Annotated in this window: 19 protein-coding genes and 1 tRNA gene; 6 read left to right on the forward strand and 14 right to left on the reverse strand. The window is 61.1% G+C overall.

Features of this window, described 5'->3' with window-relative positions:
* Nucleotides 1–50 precede the first annotated feature (50 nt).
* Nucleotides 51–779: a hypothetical protein gene (locus K0F85_RS10030; RefSeq protein ID WP_219115893.1), complete on the reverse strand. Its 729-nt coding sequence runs from the start codon at nt 777–779 to the stop codon at nt 51–53.
* The gene (locus K0F85_RS10035) at nt 776–1,474 is read right to left on the reverse strand and encodes an aspartate/glutamate racemase family protein (protein WP_219115894.1); all 699 of its coding nucleotides are present in this window, start codon (nt 1,472–1,474) and stop codon (nt 776–778) included. The genes K0F85_RS10030 and K0F85_RS10035 overlap by 4 nt, the downstream gene beginning before the upstream one ends.
* Before the next feature lie 89 nt (nt 1,475–1,563).
* On the opposite strand from K0F85_RS10035, the gene K0F85_RS10040 reads away from it, so the two are divergent.
* Nucleotides 1,564–2,382 carry an AraC family transcriptional regulator gene (locus tag K0F85_RS10040; protein WP_219115895.1) on the forward strand — a complete coding sequence of 273 codons (819 nt, stop codon included), beginning with the start codon at nt 1,564–1,566 and terminating at the stop codon, nt 2,380–2,382.
* Between the two features lie 444 nt (nt 2,383–2,826).
* On the opposite strand, the gene K0F85_RS10045 is transcribed toward K0F85_RS10040, so the two are convergent.
* From K0F85_RS10045 to K0F85_RS10060, 4 genes are all read right to left on the reverse strand, one after another.
* Nucleotides 2,827–2,901, reverse strand: a tRNA-Val gene (locus tag K0F85_RS10045).
* An 81-nt stretch (nt 2,902–2,982) separates the two neighbouring features.
* The gene (gene dnaQ, locus K0F85_RS10050) at nt 2,983–3,699 is read right to left on the reverse strand and encodes a DNA polymerase III subunit epsilon (RefSeq protein ID WP_219115896.1); all 717 of its coding nucleotides are present in this window, start codon (nt 3,697–3,699) and stop codon (nt 2,983–2,985) included.
* 103 nt (nt 3,700–3,802) lie between these two features.
* Nucleotides 3,803–4,240 (reverse strand): ribonuclease HI, encoded by a 438-nt coding sequence (gene rnhA / locus K0F85_RS10055; protein ID WP_219115897.1) that lies wholly within the window; start codon nt 4,238–4,240, stop codon nt 3,803–3,805.
* Nucleotides 4,233–5,009 (reverse strand): class I SAM-dependent methyltransferase, encoded by a 777-nt coding sequence (locus tag K0F85_RS10060; protein ID WP_219115898.1) that lies wholly within the window; start codon nt 5,007–5,009, stop codon nt 4,233–4,235. Before K0F85_RS10060 ends, rnhA begins: the two co-directional genes overlap by 8 nt.
* A 19-nt stretch (nt 5,010–5,028) precedes the next feature.
* Between K0F85_RS10060 and gloB the strand changes: the two genes are divergently transcribed.
* The gene (gene gloB / locus K0F85_RS10065) at nt 5,029–5,838 is read left to right on the forward strand and encodes a hydroxyacylglutathione hydrolase (RefSeq protein ID WP_219115899.1); all 810 of its coding nucleotides are present in this window, start codon (nt 5,029–5,031) and stop codon (nt 5,836–5,838) included.
* A 76-nt stretch (nt 5,839–5,914) separates the two neighbouring features.
* Here the strand turns inward: gloB and aceB are convergent, their stop codons facing one another.
* A complete protein-coding gene (gene aceB, locus K0F85_RS10070) occupies nt 5,915–7,513 on the reverse strand; it encodes a malate synthase A (protein ID WP_219115900.1) in 1,599 nt (532 codons plus the stop codon).
* A gap of 214 nt (nt 7,514–7,727) precedes the next feature.
* Between aceB and K0F85_RS10075 the strand changes: the two genes are divergently transcribed.
* Nucleotides 7,728–8,639, forward strand: coding sequence for a LysR family transcriptional regulator (locus tag K0F85_RS10075; protein ID WP_219115901.1), 912 nt, complete (start codon nt 7,728–7,730; stop codon nt 8,637–8,639).
* A gap of 163 nt (nt 8,640–8,802) precedes the next feature.
* Here K0F85_RS10075 and K0F85_RS10080 read toward each other — a convergent pair whose 3' ends face one another.
* The 4 genes from K0F85_RS10080 to K0F85_RS10095 all read right to left on the reverse strand — a co-directional run bounded on the left by K0F85_RS10080 (nt 8,803) and on the right by K0F85_RS10095 (nt 12,175).
* Complete coding sequence (locus tag K0F85_RS10080) at nt 8,803–9,006, reverse strand: cold-shock protein (protein WP_010398811.1); 204 nt, start codon at nt 9,004–9,006, stop codon at nt 8,803–8,805.
* Nucleotides 9,007–9,304: 298 nt separating this feature from the next.
* Entirely contained in the window at nt 9,305–9,667 is a 363-nt protein-coding gene (locus K0F85_RS10085) for an Hpt domain-containing protein (protein ID WP_219115902.1), read from the reverse strand.
* A gap of 21 nt (nt 9,668–9,688) precedes the next feature.
* Complete coding sequence (gene upp / locus K0F85_RS10090) at nt 9,689–10,339, reverse strand: uracil phosphoribosyltransferase (RefSeq protein ID WP_046682928.1); 651 nt, start codon at nt 10,337–10,339, stop codon at nt 9,689–9,691.
* A 153-nt stretch (nt 10,340–10,492) separates the two neighbouring features.
* Nucleotides 10,493–12,175 (reverse strand): isovaleryl-CoA dehydrogenase, encoded by a 1,683-nt coding sequence (locus tag K0F85_RS10095; protein ID WP_219115903.1) that lies wholly within the window; start codon nt 12,173–12,175, stop codon nt 10,493–10,495.
* Between the two features lie 394 nt (nt 12,176–12,569).
* On the opposite strand from K0F85_RS10095, the gene K0F85_RS10100 reads away from it, so the two are divergent.
* Together K0F85_RS10100 and K0F85_RS10105 are read left to right on the forward strand one after the other, a co-directional pair.
* A complete protein-coding gene (locus tag K0F85_RS10100) occupies nt 12,570–14,309 on the forward strand; it encodes a bifunctional diguanylate cyclase/phosphodiesterase (RefSeq protein WP_219115904.1) in 1,740 nt (579 codons plus the stop codon).
* Nucleotides 14,306–15,802: an HDOD domain-containing protein gene (locus K0F85_RS10105; protein ID WP_219115905.1), complete on the forward strand. Its 1,497-nt coding sequence runs from the start codon at nt 14,306–14,308 to the stop codon at nt 15,800–15,802. The genes K0F85_RS10100 and K0F85_RS10105 overlap by 4 nt, the downstream gene beginning before the upstream one ends.
* A 74-nt stretch (nt 15,803–15,876) precedes the next feature.
* Here K0F85_RS10105 and aroC read toward each other — a convergent pair whose 3' ends face one another.
* Nucleotides 15,877–16,971: a chorismate synthase gene (gene aroC / locus K0F85_RS10110; RefSeq protein WP_131687860.1), complete on the reverse strand. Its 1,095-nt coding sequence runs from the start codon at nt 16,969–16,971 to the stop codon at nt 15,877–15,879.
* Nucleotides 16,972–17,395: 424 nt separating this feature from the next.
* On the opposite strand from aroC, the gene K0F85_RS10115 reads away from it, so the two are divergent.
* Nucleotides 17,396–19,657 carry a bifunctional diguanylate cyclase/phosphodiesterase gene (locus K0F85_RS10115; RefSeq protein ID WP_219115906.1) on the forward strand — a complete coding sequence of 754 codons (2,262 nt, stop codon included), beginning with the start codon at nt 17,396–17,398 and terminating at the stop codon, nt 19,655–19,657.
* 69 nt (nt 19,658–19,726) lie between these two features.
* Here the strand turns inward: K0F85_RS10115 and K0F85_RS10120 are convergent, their stop codons facing one another.
* Both K0F85_RS10120 and K0F85_RS10125 read right to left on the reverse strand, forming a co-directional pair.
* On the reverse strand, nt 19,727–20,173 hold the full coding sequence (locus K0F85_RS10120; protein WP_010398828.1) for a CBS domain-containing protein: 447 nt from the start codon (nt 20,171–20,173) through the stop codon (nt 19,727–19,729).
* A 224-nt stretch (nt 20,174–20,397) separates the two neighbouring features.
* Nucleotides 20,398–21,021 carry a 2OG-Fe(II) oxygenase gene (locus K0F85_RS10125; RefSeq protein WP_219115907.1) on the reverse strand — a complete coding sequence of 208 codons (624 nt, stop codon included), beginning with the start codon at nt 21,019–21,021 and terminating at the stop codon, nt 20,398–20,400.
* Nucleotides 21,022–21,177 lie beyond the last annotated feature (156 nt).

A 21,177-nucleotide genomic window follows, 5' to 3' on the forward strand; every position in this document is an offset into this window, starting at 1 on the left:
ACGTTGGCGTTTCGTTGCGGCTGGCCTAGAGTTTGCGACACCATATATTGCTATTGTTTCCACAAAATCAGATAGCTTGTCGCTGCTTGCGCGGCGCTGCTGCGTTGTTCAACGAGTACGTAGCGTGGCGCGCCGTCAACGGACAAGCGGAATGCCTGAAGCCGGGTAGTGATGCCTATTTCCGTCAATCCCTCCTGCCCCAGCATGCGGTCCACTTCGGTGGCAGTGTAGGCAGTTGTCACGCCCGAGCCGCCAGGCTGATGCGTAGTGCGCCACAGCAAGTTGCCCGCGCTGTCAAAGCGCAGACTTTCGCTGGCCGTGTCGACCGCACAGTCGTCGAAACTGCTGTCGAATCGTTGCTCCGCCAAAGCGGCTGCTGTACTCACTACTTCGGCGACGGCAGCCACCAGTATATGAGTGGCTTTGCGGTTATCCTTTCCGCCTAAGCCGGACATGCACAACATGGCTGCATAAGGCAAATGCTTCGCCTGCGGATGGTGGTACGCAGTAACTCCCCCGTTTAGGCCAGCCCCCCAACTTGCCCGGCCATCGGCCGCTATCGTCAGGCTGCCACGCGGCGAAATCGTTGCTGGTGTACCTGTTGGTGCAATGCCAATACTGCCCGTGCCAGGTAGCAGCTTGGACGCGTCATGTGTGTACACCAGGTAAGGAATGGTGGATGGGAGCGTGGTTGCATCGACGCTGCCGCCGCAGGCGGACAACAGGGCGACGAGCGACGTTGGGAGCATGGCCCATGCGGCGCGGCGAGGCGGCATCATGCCTCGCCTTCCAGGATGAAATCGACTGCAGCGAGTGCATGTAGTTGGGTGCTGTCGAGCAGGGGCAGGTCGCTGTGTTCCTGCTGTAGCAGCAAGCTGATTTCCGTGCAGCCGAGGACGACGGCTTGTGCTCCGCGCGCGGCCAGCGCATCGATAGCGCGCAGGAAGACGGTACGTGAGCAAGTTCGCACAATGCCGGCGCACAGTTCGCTATAAATGATGTCGTGCAAGGCAGTTTGCTGTGCCTCGGGTGGTACGAGGACTTCCAGGCCGTGCCGTTCCAACCGATCGCGCAGAAAGCGTTGCTGCATGGTGAACGAGGTGCCGAGCAGGCCGACCGTACACAATCCTAGCGCCTGTGCTGCGCTGCCAACGGGATCGGCGATGTGCAGGAATGGCAATGGCGATGCCGAAGCGATTTCGTCTGCGAGCACATGCATGGTGTTGGTGCATAGCACGATGCCATCGGCGCCCCCAGCATGCAGACGTACCGTCGCATCGCGCAGGATGGTGCCGGCATCTTGCCAGCGGCCTGCATGCTGCGCTTGCGCGACGGGGCCGAAATCAACGCTGTATAGCAACACGGGCGCAGAGCGAAGCGGCCCCAGGCGGGCGCGCACGCCCTGGTTAATGATGCGGTAATATTCTGCACTGGATTCCCAGCTCATGCCGCCGATCAATCCGATTGTTCGCATATGCTTTCCTGTCGTGTGTGGTAGATGTACTGCTGTGAGCCCGGCTAGTATCTCCATTACCAACATTTTTATCTATCAGGAAATTTCACATGGCAGGGCCACTTATCAAGGAGAGTACAGGCGGCGCAATGCCTGTCGTCACACACGCAGCAGGCGGACTGTGCCTGCAGCTTTTGCCGGGCGCACCTTACAGTGCGCGCGATCCGGTGCAATCACAAAGCATGGGCGTGTCGCTGCAGCGTCAGCGGGGCGTGCATGCGATAGGTTCCGACCGGCGCGTCGATTTCGATACATGGCCTGGCGTGCTCGCTTGCACGCCAGCCGGGATTGATGTTTTTTCCGAATCTGCGCGAGGTGGCGAGTACCTGGTCCTGCGCTGGCGTGGCGCCGCGTTGACCGACGCGCCGGAGGCGAATCCTCTTGAGAGGCGCGTGGAAACGGCCGGACACCGGCAGGCTCTCGCTCTGGCGCTACGCCTGCGACGGCTAATGCTGGATACACAGGCCGATCCACTGGCGCTGGAACACTCGGCGTTGGCATTGGTGTCGCTAAGGCAGGGTTGTCAAGAGGCACCGACACGCACGGCGCGGGTAGACATGGCGCGAGTGTTGGAGCGGATCGCTTGCCAGTTCGGGCAGGGACTGACCCTGGAACAGTTGGCCGCAGACGAAGGCTTGCCGGTCCTGCGCTTCCTGCGCGACTTTAGTCAGGCGACAGGCATGACGCCGCATGCATACATTGTGGAAACGCGCGTGCAGGCGGCGCGGAGCATGCTACTGGAGGTGGATAGGCCGCTGGCAGACATCGCCTACGCCAGCGGCTTTGCACATCAGTCACATATGGGCAGCGCTATGCGCGCCGCTCTGGGAATGACGCCAAGCCAGTATCGTCAGTTGCTGGGGACTTAAAGATATGGAAGCAATTCACCCACCGCCTGCGGCGGGGCCTCGTCCCGATACTGCGTCGCCACGCCCCATAAAGCAAAGGGACCGCCAGTTATATCTGCAAAGGGCGGCGAGATCCCAGGCAATTCGGCCGCATCCGCAAACGATAGGATGTGATCTTCAACACTCCTGTAACTTCGGCGTTTAGGGTAAAGGGTTGCGGCCATCGATTGGTTTAGCCGCAGCTATAGCACGGTCGGCGTGGCTCAGTGTAGGAAGTTGTTTCTTTGAGGGAAAGTGAGAAATTTGTCAGGCCTTCTAAGCCACTTTGATGTGAAAACGGCCGCAGGAAGCGGCCGTATCGTTTGGGGCTGGACAATGGACGAAAACCCATTGCCCCATATTTGACCCAAGTTCCTATTCAGACAAGATATGAAATCTTAAGTCATTGAATAAAAACGATAAATTTGGTGGGAAGTGCAAGTTTCGAACTTGCGACCCCTGCAGTGTGAATGCAGTGCTCTACCCCTGAGCTAACCTCCCGAAGCGAGGCGAATTATCGCATAGGTGTTGCGGTATCCGCAAGGGCAGGCAACAGGAAATTTGCCATGCCCTGGTTTTTTCTCAGGCGGCCGCCGGTGGGGTCAGGACGGCACTCCAGATGCACTGGCCTTTGGCGGCCTTGTCGAGGCCGGCAATGGTGGCCTCGTGGGCGGCGAGCTCGTCGGCGGTGGCGCTCTGGAAGATGACTTCAGCCAGCGGCACGATTTCCAGGGCGGCGCCATCGGCGGCCACTTCCACTTCTTCTTCCATGCTCAGGCTGTTTTGCCCGCGCGTCATGGCCAGGTAGACGTCGGCCAGCAATTCGGAGTCGAGCAGCGCGCCGTGCAGTTTGCGGTGGGCGTTCGAGACGCCGTAGCGGTCGCACAGGGCATCAAGCGAATTGCGCTTGCCGGGATGCATTTCCTTCGCTTGCACCAGGGTGTCGATGACGCCATGCACTTGCTCATGCACGGGCGGCAGATTCAGGCGCTTGAATTCCGCGTTGAGGAAGCCGATATCGAACGGGGCGTTGTGGATGATCAATTCGGCGCCGGCAATAAACGCGCGTAATTCTTCCGCGATCTCCGCAAATTTAGGCTTGTCGCTAAGGAATTCCGTCGTCAATCCGTGGACGGCCAGCGCGCCCTCTTCCGAGTCGCGCTCGGGATTGATGTAATGGTGAAAATTATTCCCCGTCAACATACGGTTGTTCAGTTCGACCGCGCCGATCTCCAGGATGCGGTCGCCCGTGCGCGGGTTCAGGCCGGTGGTTTCAGTATCGAGAACAATTTGACGCATGGCAGATTCAGTCGTAAAAGCAAAAAGCGAAGGGCACAGTATAGCAAACCTGTGCCCTTCGCTTACGCCCTGCCCGCTGTTTGGTGACAGGAATTTTTAACCATCAGGCGCGCACGGTTTCCACGCCCATATTGGCCAGCTGATCGGCCCGTTCATTGCCCGGATGGCCATTGTGGCCGCGCACCCAGCGCCATTCCACTTCATGGACGGCCTGGGCCGTATCGAGGGCCTGCCACAGGTCGACGTTTTTCACGGGTGCCTTGGCCGCCGTTTTCCAGCCGCGCGCCTTCCAGCCGTGGATCCATTCGCTGATGCCCTTCTGGACATACTGGCTATCGGTATACAGCACCACCTGGCAAGGACGTTTGAGCGCCGTCAAGGCTTCGATCACGGCCTTCAATTCCATGCGGTTATTCGTCGTATTCAATTCCCCGCCGTAAATTTCTTTCTTGGCGCCATCGGCCACCATCAGCGCGCCCCAGCCACCTGTACCCGGATTGCCCTTGCATGCGCCATCGGCATAAATCTCAACCTTATCCATCTTGCTGTTCCCGCCTTTTATTCGTGACCGGTGCGCCTGCGGGCGCCGTCGCCGGTTTCTTGGTCCACGCCGGACCGATCAAACGCATCCCTTTGACGCGCTTGATCGCCTGCACTATATACACTGCGCCCAGATATGGCCACCAGCGCGCACCGGCCTTGTCCATGAAAGCATTGCGGCGCAACCATTTTTCTGTCCTGCAGGCAGGTGCGTAGCAGCCGAAGTGACTTTGGCTGACGCCCATGTTCAGCAATTTTAACCAGTCTTTCATGCGCGGCATAGAGATCAGCTCGCCCGCCTGCGGCAGGAAATGGCGTCCCGTGACCCGCCCCAGGCCCTGACGCACGCCCCACAGGCTGGCCGGATTGAAGCCACAGACGATGACGCGCCCCTCGGGGATCAGCACGCGCTCGACTTCGCGCAAGACCTGGTGCGGCTCGGCGGCAAATTCGAGCACATGCGGCAAGACCACCAGATCCAGGCTTTGCGAGTCGAACGGCAATTCGTCGAAAGCAGACACCAGGGTCAGCCGGCTGGACTGCGGTGGGCATGGCGGCAGGCGCGCATCGAGCAGCCATTTGTTGGGCATGCGGTTGGCCGCCAGCGCGTCGACCTGGGGCAAACCGATCTGCACGGCATTAAAACCGAAGATGTCGACAGTCAGGCTGTCGAGGCATTGCTGCTCCCAGGCACGCACGTACAGACCGGCCGGCGTCTGCAGCCAGCCGTCAAGCGCTATAATGGATTTTTCGGATGCCACACTGTCCATTCAGTTTTCTCTCTTGCTCATGACACATTCCCCTGAACACGCATTATCGGTACTTGCCGTGCCCGCCTTTGCCGACAATTACCTGTGGCTGATACATGACGGCCGCCACGCCGCCGTCGTCGACCCCGGCGACGCGATGGCCATCCTCGATGCGCTGCAAGCCCATCAGTTGACCTTGTCCGCCATTTTACTCACGCATCACCATGCCGACCACACGGGTGGCGTGCCTGAATTGTTGCAGCATTTCGCCGTGCCCGTCTTCGGTCCAAGCAATGAGGCTATCACAGCCGTCACGCAAGCGCTTGCCGAAGGCGATGTCGCCTATGTGGCCGAACTGGGCTTGCAAATGACAGTCATCGACGTACCCGGCCACACGAAGGGACATATCGCCTATGTGCGACAGCGCGACGAGCGCAGCGGCGCACCATGGCTGTTTTCCGGCGATACCCTGTTTGCCGGCGGTTGCGGCCGCCTGTTCGAAGGCACGCCGGGCCAGATGGCCGACTCGCTGGGCAAGCTGGCCGCCCTGCCCGACGATACGCAAGTATTTTGCGCGCATGAGTACACCTTGTCCAATCTGCGCTTCGCCAACGCCGTCGAGCCGGGCAACCTGGCCTTGCAGGAACGCATCGCCATCGACACGGAAAAGCGCCAGCTAGGTCTGGCCACCGTGCCGTCGACCATTGCACTTGAGAAGGCAACGAATCCCTTCCTGCGCTACCGCGAACCGGCGATTCTGAGCAGCCTGAAAGTGGAAGGCAAGCTGGCGGCGGATGCCTCGCCAGTGGAAGCGTTCGCAGCATTGCGGATGTGGAAAAACAGCTTTTAAGTTTTTGTTTCAAAAAAAAATCCCGACGACACCATCAGGCATCGCCGGGATTTTTTATTGATCCAGTTGATCAGGATCAGATTTCCTCGTACAGCGGCAGGGTCAGGAATTCGGCGAACGATTCCGACGTCGACATTTCCTCGAAAATCTGTCCGGCACGCACATAGGTCGGGCCGTTGCCGCCAGGCGCATCGCGCTGTACCTTGGCCAGCTCTTCCGGAATCATGGCGCGCACCATCTCGGCCGTGACCTTGCGGCCATCTTCCAGCACGCCCTTGCTCGAACGAATCCATTGCCACACTTGCGAGCGGCTGATCTCAGCCGTGGCCGCGTCTTCCATCAAGTTATGGATAGGCACGCAACCATTGCCAGCCAGCCAGCTGCCCAGATAATGGATGCCCACGTTGATGTTGTAACGCAAGCCCGCTTCCGTGATCGGCGCTTCCGGCTGGAAGTTCAGCAAGTCCGATGCCTTGACGTCGATGTCGGGACGCTGTTTCTCGATCTGGTTTGGCTTATCACCCAGCACTTTGGTGAACTCGCCCATGGCCAGCTCGACCAGGCCCGGATGGGCGACCCAGCCGCCGTCGTAGCCATCGGTGGCATCGCGCGCCTTGTCGTTGCGCACGCCGCCCATGGCAATGTCGTTCTTTTCAGGATCGTTCTTGATCGGGATCAAGGCTGCCATGCCGCCGATGGCTGGGGCGCCCCGTTTGTGGCAGGTTTTCAGCAGCAGCAAGGCGTAGGCGCGCATGAACGGCGCCGTCATGGTGACCTTGGCGCGGTCAGCCAGGCAGAAATCCTTGTCGAGCTTGAATTTCTTGATGCACGAGAAGATGTAATCCCAGCGGCCCGCATTCAGGCCCGAGCTGTGCTCTTTCAGTTCATACAGGATTTCATCCATTTCAAACGCTGCCAGGATGGTTTCGATCAGGACAGTCGCCTTGATCGTACCCTGTGGCAAGCCCAATTCGTTTTGCGTCATGACGAAGATATCGTTCCACAGGCGTGCTTCCAGGTGCGATTCCATCTTCGGCAGGTAGAAATACGGACCGGCGCCACGTGCCAGCTGTTCCTTGGCGTTATGGAACATGAACAGGGCGAAATCAAAAATGCCGCCGGAAATGCGCTTGCCGTCGACCAGCACGTGCTTTTCATCGAGGTGCCAGCCGCGCGGACGCACGACGAGGGTCGCGATCTTGTCGTTCAGCTTGTACGACTTGCCATTTTGCTCCAGCGAAATCGTCTTGCGCACGGCATCGAACATATTGATCTGGCCCGTCAGCTGGTTGTCCCAGTTCGGCGTATTCGAATCTTCGAAGTCCGTCATGTAGCTGTCCGCGCCGGAATTGAAGGCGTTGATGACCATCTTGCGCTCGACGGGGCCGGTGATTTCCACGCGGCGGCACTCCAGCGCCTTCGGGATCGGCGCGATTTTCCAGTCGCCGTCACGGATGTGCGCGGTTTCCGGCAGGAAATCAGGACGCTCGCCCGCGTCGAGGCGCTTGGCGCGCTCTACACGCACGGCCAACAATTGCTGGCGGCGCGGCTCGAATTCACGCGTCAGCTTGGCCACCAGCGCCAGCGCGGCCGGCGTCAAAATCTGTTCATAGCCGGGCTGGATTTCGCCCGTGATTTGCATGCCTTCGGGAAGTGCGATCGTGTTCTGCGTCATGAAGTTCTCCGGTTTTTAATAAATATATGCAAAAGTAATCTGGTGATCCAAGTATAAGCTGAACGACTGCATGGGCAAGCCGGACAGAGGCGCAAAAACACGCTGTCGGCGCCGCTTTTGCTCTATAGTATTGCACTATAAGGCATGGAAACGAGATTAAAAATCACTTCATCTATGCGTTTTTATCACAAGTGAGGCATCGGGGGAGCACGGCATGGGCCAGTTCAGACAAATATCAACCTTCGTGGAAGTGGTCGCCAAGGGCAGCCTGTCGGCCGCCGCACGCGCGGAAGGGATCGCACCGGCCATGATAGGGCGCCGCCTCGACGCGCTGGAGCAGCGCCTGGGCGTCAAGTTACTGCAGCGCACGACGCGCAAGCTGGCCTTGACGAACGAAGGCGCCGCCTTCCTGGAAGATTGCCAGCGCATCCTGGGCGAACTGGAAGAAGCGGAAGCGGCCGTGGCCGAGCGCAGCGTGAAGGCCAGCGGCCATTTGCTCATTTCCGCGCCGGCCGGCTTCGGACGCCAGCACGTGGCGCCATTGATCCCCTCTTTTGTCACCGAACACCGCGACGTAACGGTGTCGCTGAACTTGAACGACCGCCTCGTCGACCTGATCGGCGAAGGCATCGACGTAGCCATCCGCATCGCCAGCCTGTCCGATTCTTCGCTCGTGAGCACCAAACTGGCAGACAATCAGCGCGTGCTGGTCGGCTCACCCGCCTATCTGAAACGGGCAGGCACGCCCCGCATCCCGGCCGACCTGGCAAAACATAATTGCCTGGCAATCAGCAGCGAAGGCAGTCAGCGGGGCTGGACCTTCCGCGAAAACGGCAAGAATGTGATTTTAAAGGTGGCGGGCAATATGGTCTGCAACGATGGCGAAGTACTGCATGACTGGGCGCTGGCCGGCAAGGGCCTGGCGTGGCGCTCGATGTGGGAAGTGGGTGCCGAGATCGCCTCGGGACAACTGGTGACGGTACTGGACCAGTTTGCCGCGCCGGGCAATGACATTTATGCCGTCTTTGCCCAACGCCGCCACTTGCCTCTGCGTATACGGGCGTTTGTGGATTTTTTAAGGCACAGTTATTCGCAACCCGACTATTGGCGCGCACAGGCAAGTTAGTCAGGGCAAGCCAGGGCGCTGGCACGCAGCTTGGCGCGGGTCGGCTACGCCAACCACGCCGAAAAGAGACGTGCAGACCCCGTAACCCCCTACCTCACGGAAATTTGGACGAAAAAAAATCCTCGGAGACCGAGGATTTCTTTATTTCGTTTGATCCAGCGTATTAGATTGGCTGAATGTTCGAAGCTTGCTTGCCTTTAGGGCCAGCGGTCACTTCAAAAGAAACGCGTTGGTTCTCTTGCAGGGACTTGAAGCCGTTCGACTGGATAGCCGAGAAGTGAGCGAACAGATCTTCGCCGCCTTCATCAGGGGTAATAAAGCCGAAACCCTTCGAATCATTGAACCATTTTACGATGCCAGTTGCCATTACAATTTCCTATTTCAGTTAAGTTGGGCTTGCGCCCGTTATATCGTTTGAAGCAAGAAAGAAATGACAGACAAACTGCACAACTACCTCGAATCCAACGATGCCCAATTATACCAACAAAACTGAGAAAAACCATTCTTTCGCAAAATAAACTTACGAACACTACTTTAATAGCCAAATCCCCGTCTTGCGGCGCCCTGTACCAGCGGCATGGACACACTATATCCTAATCTGCGACGCGAGTGCTTTGCGTTGTATCAAATGAATCATTGCAACCACAATACTGTGGTACTGCAACTCACACACTGAAGTGGGTGGCGGCCGCATCGCGCTCCGCCCAGAGCAGCAGTGCTTCCACCTGCACCCGCACTGCGGGCCATTCCGCCACCGCTTGCGCAGGGGCATTGAGCATGGCGCGTACCAGCTGTTCGATACGCCGGCATTCCTGGCCCAGCGCAGCAAAGCCAAAGGTCGCTGCCGAGCCGGCCACCGCGTGCAGCGCACGGTGCAGCTCCGTCAAGGGTTCCAGACGAGGGCCTTCCTTATCGCAGCGACCACTTGCCTGCGAGATCGCTTGCATCAGGGCCGGCACGCCGGCCGCATATTTTTCGTTCAGGGCGGACAGTCGCGCGCGAAAATCCGGGTCGATCAAGGTTGCCATCGCAATACTCGTCTGAGTGGCTTACTTGGTGCCGAAGATACGGTCGCCGGCATCGCCCAGGCCCGGCACGATGTAAGCATGGTCATCCAGGTGCGAATCAAGGGCGGCGCAGAACATCTTGACGTTCGGATGCGCGTTCTGGAAGACGGTCACGCCTTCCGGTGCGGCCACCAGCGCCAGGAAGATGATCTGCTCGTCCGTCACGCCGCGTTTTTTCAGCACGTCGACGGCGTACACGGCAGAATTGCCGGTCGCCACCATCGGGTCACACAGAATGAAGGTACGCTCGTTCAGGTCCGGCAGGCGCACCAGGTATTCCACGGGCATGTGGGTAGCCGGGTCCCGGTAGACGCCGATGTGGCCGACACGCGCCGATGGCACCAGGTTCAGCAAGCCATCGCTCATGCCGATGCCGGCGCGCAGGATGGGCACGATGGCCAGTTTCTTGCCAGCGATGACGGGCGCATCAATGGTCACCAGCGGGGTCTTGATTTCGCGCGTGGTCAGTGGCAGGTCGCGCGTGATTTCATAGCCCATCAGCAAGGTGATTTCCTTGAGCAATTCACGGAAGGTGCGCGTCGACGTGTCGTGCTCGCGCATGTGGCTCAGTTTGTGCTGGATCAAAGGGTGATCGGTAATGAACAAATTCGGGAAGCGTGGGTCTTGTTTCATATTGTTTTACTTTCTCTGCTATCCAGGCGGCGGCATGCATGGCCGCAGGCGCACTGTGTATCGATAAAATGATGGATTGCCGCATTATCCCAGCCCCCAGCCCGCCTGTGGCCGGAATTTTCGAAATAATTGCAGGCCAAAGCCCAGGCAAACTCAGTACTCCCGCAATGCGCGCGCCAGGATGGCGGCGCAATCGGTGCCGGCCGGCAAGCGCCCATATGCCCCGCCCGGCGCCTGCACCAGGCGCGACTGCAGGAACGCTTGCGCAACAAACGCTGGCGCATGGCGCAGCAGCAAGGCGGCCTGCACGGCCAGCACGATGCGCTCCGTTAAATGGCGCGCGCCGCATTCCTCCAGTTGCGGCCCGTCCAGGTCGGCCAGCAACCGCGCACGGCAGGCAGAAAAAGCAGCATCGCCATCGCCGGCCAGCGCCAGCTCGGCCGCCAGCGCCGCGCGCGCGGCCGGCGACTTGCCGAAGGCGCGCAAGACGTCGAGGCACATGACGTTGCCCGAACCTTCCCATATCGAGTTGACGGGCAGTTCGCGGTACAGACGCGCCAACGGCGCATCTTCCACGTAACCGCTGCCGCCCAGCACCTCCATGGCCTCCGCGCCGAAACCGGGACCGCGCTTGCATATCCAGTATTTGCCGGCCGGCGTGAGCACGCGCGCCAGCATCGCTTGCTGCGGATCGTCCTTTTCATCGAAACAGCGGGCCAGGCGCAGCGCAAACGCCGTCGCGGCCTCGGATTCGAGCGCCAGGTCGGCCAGCACGTTTTGCATCAGCGGCTGCCCGGCCAGCGGCTTACCGAACACGGCCCGCTGGCGCGCATGGTGCAATGCCTGCGTCAGGGCGGCGCGCATGATGCCGGCGCTGCCCAGCACGCAATCGAGGCGCGTATGGCTGGCCATTTCCAGGATGGTGGGAATGCCCCGCCCGGGCTGCCCCACCAGCCAGCCGTAGGCGTTGGTAAATTCCACTTCCGACGACGCATTCGAGCGGTTGCCCAGCTTATCCTTCAGGCGCTGCACGCGGATGGCATTGCGACTGCCGTCCGGCAGGTAGCGCGGCAGGAAAAAGCACGACAATCCCCCCTCTTGTGCCTGTGCCAGGATCAGATGGGCGTCGCACTGCGGCGCCGAGAAAAACCATTTGTGACCGACGATGCGCCAGGCGCCGCCGGCCTCGGCGCCGAACAGGGCCCGCGCCTCGTCCGGCGGCACGGGCACGGCGCGCGTGGTGTTGCTGCGCACGTCGGAACCGCCCTGCTTTTCCGTCATGCCCATGCCGACCAGGGCGCCGCGTTTCTGTTCCACCGGCAAAGAGCGGGGATCGTATTCGCGCGACAGAATTTTCGGCAGCCAGTGCTGCGCGATGTGCGGCAGATCCGGCGCCTGACGCAAGGCCGGCACCGATGCATACGTCATCGTCACGGGACACTGGGTGCCGTTTTCCACCTGCCCCACTAATAGATAGGCGGCCGCACGCGCCACCTGGGCGCCGGCACCGGGCGAGACCCAGGGCGATGAGTGCGCGCCAGCGCCAACGAGGATGGCCATCAGCTCATGCCAGGCCGGATGGAACAGCACCTCGTCGATGCGGCGCCCAGCCCGGTCGAACTGCTGCAGCTCGGGCGTATGGATATTGGCCAGGCGCGCCAGCGCATAGGTCTCGGCGCGGCCCAGCTTTTCACCCAGCGCGTCGAGCTCCTGCAAGGCCGCGCCGCCGCCCTCGCGCAGCAGCGCTTCGATCAGCGCCGGGTCGCAGGCGAACAGATTGACGTTTTCAAAGGGCGTGGCCTGGTTGAAAACCTCATGCGTGTCAAAGGCATTCATGGGAGTCTCCCGCGATTTGTTATCATGGCGCCCTGGCCATCCCTGGCGCACCGTCAACACCGTCTGCCAGCCAGACTAGCGCAAAGCGCATGGTGGGGCAAGCGCGGCAGTGGATGCAAGCGCAGATAAATGTTTCCGCGTGGAATTGAAATACCTGCGCCTGTCGCGCGCGACGATTTTTTCATGGAAGGCAGGAATATTTACAAAACCTGAAGCAATGTTGCTCTATTTCATGTAATCGGGGGCTTTTCAATGATACATTTCGTGTGGATAGCGTTCCGATAGCGAGCTGCCGCCCACTATGGAACACGTCACGCACGATGCACTCTTTCCGTTGGCGCCCTGCCCTGCAGCGCGCGCCGGCACAGATAACAAAAAGGTAAAAGCCAGCACGATGTTTTCCAGTACCCCATCCGCCGCCCACCGCGAGGCTCGCCACGAGTTGGACAACCTCATGGAAGAGGCCGGCGACGTCGTGTTCCGGCTCGATACGGACGGCCTGATCCTGTTCGCCAGCAAGCGTGCGGCCACCCTGTTTTGCGCACCCTCTGGCTTGTGCGGCCATTTGCTGTTGCCGCTGGCCACCGAAGCGTCGCGCGCCGCCCTGCAAGCGGCGCTGGAAGACGCCCTGGAAGAACCGGGCCGTCTGGAAGTGCGCCTGCAAACGCCGGACCAGGAAATCTGGTTCGAACTGCGCCTGTCTTCTTATATGAATGCGGCCGGCATCGCCGAATTGCTGGTGGTCGGCCGCGACACCTCGGCCCAGCACAGTACGGAAGAGCGTTTGCGCCACATGGCCACGCACGATGCGCTCACCGGCTTGCCGAACCGCTTGCTGCTGTCGGACCGCATCCGCATGGTGATCGCCCAGGCCGCCCGTTCGGGCCAGGGTTTTTCGGTCGCCACCATCGGCCTAGATGGCTTTAAAAAGGTCAACGATGGCCTGGGTCACCCCGTCGGCGACGCCGTGCTGCGCCTGGCCGCGGCGCGCCTGCGCAAGACCCTGCGCGACAGCGACACCCTGGCGCGCGTGGGCGGCGATGAATTCGTCGCCGTGCTGCCCGGCAGCACCACCGACGCGCAGATCAAGCTGGTGACGGGCCGCCTGCTGGCCACCCTGCAGGCGCCGTTCGAAGTCGATGGCCACACGATCTACGTGGGCGCGTCCGTCGGCGTGGCGATCTATCCGCTGCACGCGGAAGATGAAGTGCGCCTGGTGGCGCTGGCCGATGCGGCCATGTCGCGCGCCAAGGAAACGGGCAAGGCCCGCTGCCTGGTCTACAGCCCGCGCCTCAACGGCCCGTCGGAACACGATATTTCGCTGGAAGCTGCCATGTTCCAGGCCGTGCGCGAAGGCGAATTTCTGCTCTTTTACCAGCCCATCGTCGATGCGCACACACGGCAGATCCAGGGTTTCGAAACCCTGATGCGCTGGAAGCACCCGACCCTGGGCCTGGTGCCGCCCGTGCGCTTCATCCCGATCGCCGAAGCCAATGGCCTGATCAACCTGCTGGGCGCCTGGGCGCTGAAGGCGGCCTGCGTGCAGCTCAAGCAGTTCCAGGAAGTGGCCAGGCGACCGCTGTACATCTCCGTCAACATCAGCCCGCGCCAGTTCCGCAATGACAAATTCCTCGACGTGCTCGACGACGCCATCGCCTTTTCGGGACTCTCCGGCGAACACCTGGTGCTGGAAATCACGGAAGGCACCCTGATGATCGACCCCGTGCATGCGGAAACCATCCTCGTCAAGATGACGGAGCGCCGCGCGCGCATTGCCATCGACGATTTCGGCACCGGCTATTCTTCGCTCGCGTATCTGAAGCGCTTCCCCATTTCCGTGCTGAAGATCGACCGCACCTTCATCAAGGACTTGCCCGAATCGAGCAAGGATGCCGCCATCTGCAACACCATTCTCGATCTGGCCAAGCATTTGAATTTGTCGGTGGTGGCCGAGGGCGTGGAGACCGAGGAGCAAATGCACTTCATGGAATCGCGCGGCTGCCAGTACGTGCAAGGCTACCTGACGGGTAAGCCGATGCCGGCCCACGCCGCCCTATCGGCCTTGAGCGAAAAAAACCATGCGGCGCTGGTGCCGGCGCCGTCTGCCAATGCGCTGCGCGGAGGTGTGCAATGAATCCAGGCCATTTCACGGTGCCGACACAACTCGGCAAAAACACTCTGGAGCTGCTGTGGGCGCGCACGCGCCAGCAGGGCGACATGCCCGGCTTCGCCAAAGCCATCAGCGCCATCCTGGGCGCCATGCGCGGCGAGGATGACCACGAATTCGATATCACGCAAACGGTGTTGTCCGACCCTGTCCTCACGCACAAGGTGCTCAGGCTGGCCAACAGCGGCATGTATTCGGCCTTCGGCCAGCGCGTCAACACGGTCTCGAAGGCCGTGCTGGTACTGGGCATCGACGCCATCGGCCACCTGGCGCTGGGCCTGAAACTGATCGAGGAACTGTCGCAGGCTTCGCCTGATTCGGTCAGCGCCCACGTGGAAATGGAGAAGGCCGTGCTGGCCGGGATGGTGGCGCAGCAGGTGGCCACCAGCGCCGGCAGCCTGCAGGCGGAACAGGCCGTGGTCTGCTCGATGCTGCACACCCTGGGCCGCATGATGGTGACGTTCTACATGACGGACTTCTGGGCGCGCATGCAGGCGCATGCGGGTCCCGGCAACGAAGCGGCCGCCGCGCGCGAGATCCTCGGCCTGTCGCTGCCGGAAGTGGGCTATGCCACGGCCGCCCACTGGGGCTTGCCGCAGCACCTGATCAACGGCATGCATCCGATGGACCCGTCGCCCGACAATTCGCCCGTCAGCGGCGCCGACTGGATGGCCGGCTTGTCGACGATGGCAGCGCGCTGCGCCGACTCGCTGTGGCATGACGATGCGGCCGGCGCGGCGCAGGTGCATGCGCTGATTGACGACTATGCGGGCACCCTGGGCATCACCACGACGGATCTGGTGGTGGCGGTGGACAAGGCCAAGGCGATGGCGGCGGCCGACCTGTCGATTGCGCCCCTGTCGAAACCGGCCGAGCGGCGCGCGCGCCAGCTCGCTTCGACGCGCCTGCGTGCCGAGGGCAACCGCGTGCTGATCGGCGGCCTGGCCGACCTGCGCAGCGCCATCGGCAGCGCCAGCCCGGGCCAGATGGTCTCGATGGCGCTCGAAACACTGCACCAGGGCTTCGATTTTTCGCGCTCGGTGGCATTCGTGCGCAACCACAGGGATCATTTGTACTCGGCGCGCATCAGCATGGGCGAAGGCATGGCCGACCTGCAGGACCTGATGGTGTTTGGCGATGCGTATGAGCCGAACGTCTTCCACGCGGCCCTCAATAGCGACCGCGTGATCTTCATCGATAACGCGCGCGACCCCAAATTTGCCGCCAAGTTGCCGCAATGGTGGAAATCCACCCTGTCCGAGGCGCGCAGCTTCGTCGTGCTGCCCCTGTCGGCAAACGGCCACCCCACGGGATTTTTATACGGCGACTGGGACGACAGCTTCCCGCCGATCCAGCTGAACCAGACGGAATTCAACCTGATCAACGATATCCGGGCGTTATTGGTGCAGTCGGTAGAGATGCGCCATCAATTGGAATTGGTGGCGAACAAGGTAGCGTGAGAAAGCCTGGCCAAACCTACGGCGCGTCGGTTTGGTCAGATGTCGCTAGCGTCTTTGTTCAGCGACAAATTTAATCACTTCAACTTCGGCGTACTCACGCTGACATCGCCGCATTGCGCGCGGTGCATCAGGGCGTGGTCGATCAGCACCAGCGCCAGCATGGCTTCGGCGATCGGCGTGGCGCGGATGCCCACGCACGGGTCGTGACGGCCGAACGTTTCCACCATCACGGGATTGCCTTCCTTATCGATCGAACGGCGCGGGGTGCGAATCGACGAGGTCGGCTTGATGGCGATCGAAACACTGACATCCTGCCCCGTCGAAATACCGCCGAGCACGCCGCCCGCGTTATTGCCGATAAAACCTTCCGGCGTCAGTTCGTCGCCATGCTCGGAACCCTTTTGCGCCACCGAGTCGAAGCCGGCGCCGATTTCCACGCCCTTGACGGCATTGATGCCCATCATGGCGTAGGCGATGTCGGCGTCGAGCTTGTCGTAGATGGGCTGGCCCAGGCCCACCGGCACGTTTTGCGCAATCACGTCGATGCGCGCGCCGATGGAATCGCCGTCGCGGCGTAATTGGTCCATGGCCGCTTCCATGCGCGCGATCAGGTCCGCATCGCCGCTGGCGGCGAAGAAGGGATTCGCATGCACATGCTCCCAGGACTGGAATGGCACGGCAATGTCGCCCAGTTGGCTCATGCAGCCCTTGAACGTGGTGCCGTACTGCTGCAGCAGCCATTTCTTGGCAATCGCCGCCGCGCCCACGACGGGCGCCGTCAGGCGCGCCGAAGAGCGCCCGCCGCCGCGCGGATCGCGCACGCCGTATTTATGCCAGTAGGTATAGTCGGCGTGGCCAGGGCGGAAGCTTTCCGCGATATTGCCGTAATCCTTGCTGCGCTGGTCTTCATTGCGGATCAGCAGCGCGATGGGCGTACCCGTCGTCACGCCCTGGTACACGCCGGAGAGGATTTCCACCGTATCCGATTCCTGGCGCTGCGTCACGTGGCGCGACGTACCCGGCTTGCGGCGATCCAGCTCGGGCTGGATATCGGCTTCCGACAGGATCAAGCCCGGCGGGCAACCATCGATCACGCAGCCGATGGCCGGGCCATGCGATTCGCCGAAAGTGGTAACAGTAAACAGTTTGCCAAAAGAATTGCCGGACATAGTAGGAAGTGTGAAAGACTGGAAAACTCAATTCTACCAGCCTGCGGGGCAGGCCATGCCGCTAATGCCACGCCCAGGCCCGATATTGCCCCGCGCTTATCCGCATTTTTACATCCCGTGTATTTTTTCATATAAAAAACATCAGATATGAGTTGTAATCATGCAATGCGAGAAATATTGCTCTGCAGAATAGATTTAAAAAAACATTTTGCTTATTAAATAGCTATATACTTGGATCAAAGCGCGCAGCACAATACTGCTTGCCAAACCAGATTCTGGCTGCGCCGAGAGCACGTCAAAAAATGCCCAGGGCTAGGCGTCGTTGCCGAAGACAGTACGCAAGTACGGCGAGGCAACGCAACAACGCCATGGGCTTTTTGTGACGCGCTCGTAAAAATATCGAGTCATCCTGGAGAAGCTATACATGCCCGCACCGATCATCCCCCTTGACGCCAACAAGGACGATCACGACGACCTGGTATTCCTCGATGAGCAACCAGCGGCGCCGCCGGCCGTCGCACCGCGCAGCGTCTGGCGGGTGATGATCATCGACGACGATGAAGACGTCCACTCCACCACCACTTTCGCCCTGGGCAACCTGGAAATGCAGCATCGGCCGCTGGAATTCGTGCATGCTTATTCGGCCGGCCAGGCGCGCGAAATGCTCAAGCATGAAGACGATATCGCCGTCATCCTGCTCGACGTGGTGATGGAACAGGATGACGCGGGCCTGCACCTGGTGCGCTACATCCGCGAAACCCTCAAAATGACGGACGTGCGCATCATCCTGCGCACGGGCCAGCCCGGCTATGCGCCGGAAATCGACGCCATCCGCGATTTCGACATCAACGACTACAAGACCAAGTCCGAACTGACGCGCATCAAGCTGTTTACCACGGTGACGGCGGCCATCCGCTCGTACGAGCAGATACGCTCGATCAGCAGCAGTCAACGCGGCCTTGACCGTATCGTGCATGCCAGCACGCAGCTGATGGCGCTGCACGGCGTGCAGAATTTCTCGGCTGGCGTGCTGGCGCAGATCGCCGACCTGCTGGGCATCCGCGCCGACGGCGTGCTGTGCGTACAGGACTTGCAAGACAACGGCTCCCGGGAACTGCTCGTCTCGGCCTGCACGGGCAGCTTTTCCAGCTTGCCACACAGCGCCCTGTGCGGCCTGCAGAATCCGCGCGTGATGGCCGCCATCGAGCACACCATGGCGCAGCGGCGCAATGTGTACGCGCACGACTACGCCACCCTGTACTTCGCGGGCAAGGCCAGCCGCGATGCGGCCGCCTACCTGGTGCTGCCGCGCCCCCTCTCGACCATCGATGAAAGCTTGCTGGAAGTATTCTGCAGCAACGTCGCCGTGGGCCTGGACAACGTCGAGCTGGTGTCGCACCTGCACAATGCCGCCTTCTACGATCAGTTGTCGAAGCTGCCCAACCGCACGCGCCTGGTGGAAATCCTCGACGCTGCCCTGGCCGGCCCCGCGCGCGACGACGCCACCCTGTCACTGGTCGATCTCGACCACTTTGCCGAAACCAACGACGCGCTGGGGCACCAGTTCGGCGACATGCTGCTCGTGGCCGTGGCAGGACGCCTGCAAACCGAGCTGGGACCGCAACTGACGGTGGCGCGCCTGGGCGGCGACATCTTTTGCGTGCTGGGCGATTCGTCGCAAGTCAATCCTGCCAATATCCTGGCCCTGTTCCAGGTGCCGTTCAGCATCGATGGCCAGGATGTGCAACTGTCGGCCACCCTGGGCCTGGTGCGGCTGGGCGAACATGCGGGCACGGGTGCCGATGCGCTGAAGGATGCCGATATCGCCTTGAAGCGGGCAAAAAGCCAGCAACGCGCGGGGCACTTTTATTTCTCGCGCAGCATGGGCATCGAAATCCGCGAAAGAGTCCGCATGATGCATGCGCTGCGCACGGCCTTCAGCCAGGACCAGCTGTTTGTCGTGTACCAGCCGCAGATCGACCTTTCCACACGCCGCCCCGTGGGCGCCGAAGCCCTGCTACGCTGGCAGACGCCGGACGGCAAGTTCATCTCGCCCGACCGCTTCATCCCGATTGCCGAATATTCTGGCCTCATCATCGACCTCGGTGAATGGGTGCTGCGCACGGCTTGCCGCGAACTGGTGCTGCTGCGCGAACAGGGCCACCGCAACTTCGTCATGTCCGTCAACGTGTCGCAAGTGCAGTTCCGCCACCCGCTGTTCCTGGAAATGCTGCGCGCGGCGCTGGAAGAGACGCAGGCGCCGCCCGAGTTCATCGAACTGGAAATCACGGAATCGATGGCCATGGAAGAGCCAGACCTGCTGATCAAGATGCTGTGGCAGATCAAGCAGACGGGCGTGAGCATCGCCATCGACGACTTCGGCACGGGCTTCTCGTCGCTATCCTATTTGCAGCGCCTGCAAGTCGACCGCCTGAAGATCGACCGCGCGTTTGTGACGGAAATCACGGGTTCGGCGCGCGGCAGCAGCATCGCCGAGATGGTCATCCAGCTGGGCCGCAACCTGGGCCTGGCCGTGATTGCGGAAGGCGTGGAAGACGAGCGGCAGGCGCAGATTCTACAGGCGCTGGGCTGCCCCATGGCGCAAGGCTTTTTGTTCGCCCGTCCCATGACGGCTAGCGCGCTGGGCACCTGGCTGAGCAACGAGGCGCTGCAGGGAGCCGCCTAGGCGCCACCTGGGATAGCCCATGCAAAACGCCGGCAGTTGCCGGCGTTGTTTTTATTGCAGGAGCGAAGTTCAGTCGGTGGTTTCGGCCGGCCAGTCGCGGATATACGCTTTCAGCATCTGGTTTTCAAAGCTTTGCGCTTCCAGCACGGCGCGCGCCACGTCGTAGAAGGAAATGACGCCCAGCAAGGTCTTGGCGTTCATGACGGGCAGGTAGCGCGCATGCTTTTCCAGCATGATGCGCCGCACTTCATTCACTTCCGTGTCGGGAGTGACGGTGATCGGGTGGTCATCCATGTGCTTGCGCACGGTGCCGCCGCCGATCTGGCCCGCGTTTTCATGCAGCGCGTTGAGCACTTCGCGGAAGGTCAGCATGCCGACCAGGTCGCCAAATTCCATGACCACCAGCGAACCGATGTCTTTTTCAGCCATGGTATTGGCCGCGTCAAGCAAGGGCTGGTCAGGCGTGACCGTGTAGAGGATGTTGCCCTTGACTTGGAGAATTTCAGATACTTTCATAATGGCCGTCCTGTCCGCGTGATTGGTATTTTAGTTATTCTAGCCCTTACTGCGACTGTAGCCTATGCCTGCGGAAAAATCCAGCCTTGCGCGCAATCAAATCGAACGGGATTGTCAGGCAAGAAAAACGTAGCGAGCGGATGCGCGGCGCGGCCAAGAAGCGCAGCGCTAGGCGAGGACCGTGAGCATCGCCGGCCGTGCCCTGCGACGCCCAGTGCTTTTTCTCACGCGCGGCGGCGGAACCAGCCGGCGATGGACAGCCGCTCGCGCGCCGTCGGCAGCACCTCATGCAGCATCTCGCCCGACATAAACATGGCCAGGCGGCCCGCTTGCGGCGCGATATCCACGGCGTCGCCGTCCTGCGGGTGCAGGCGCAACGCGCCGCCGTGTTCGGGCAGCCAGTCGTCGTTCAGGTACAGCACGACGGACACGGTGCGCTTGTCGTCGTCGCGAAAACGGTCCAGGTGGGACCGGTAAAAGGCGCCCGGCGCGTACAGGGCGAAATGGCTTTCGTACTCTTCCAGACCCAGGAACAGCTCGCAGTTGAGCAGGCGGCGCAGCGTCTCCATATGCGTCAGATAGCTATCGCAGGCCTCTGAACGGCCCGTTTCCAGCCATTCGATATGGTCGCCACGGATGTCCGGTTGCAGCAGGGGCGCATGGCCGCTGCCCACGCCGGCCCCCTTCATCTTGCCGCTGAGCATGGATTGCACGCATTCTGCGGCCAGCTGGCGACTCAGTTCAGGGGAAATGAAATGCTCTTGCATGTACCAGCCTGCGCGGCACAGGCCGTCGACGATAGAGAGTCCGGGAACGGCAAGGGCGCCGTCGAACGATATTGCGGGCATAAAATCTTCCTGGTGGACATGCGATGAGAGTGCGCCTGAAGCCCAGGATTTCGCTGGCACGTCGCGGCCTTGCCTGCGGCGCGGCGCACGCGCACAGGTAAGACAGCCCGAATATCGCTGATCCGGTATCCTACCACCGCCGCGCCGCGCCGGTCA

Source organism: Janthinobacterium sp. UMAB-56 (assembly GCF_900095265.1).
Taxonomy (GTDB): domain Bacteria; phylum Pseudomonadota; class Gammaproteobacteria; order Burkholderiales; family Burkholderiaceae_D; genus Janthinobacterium.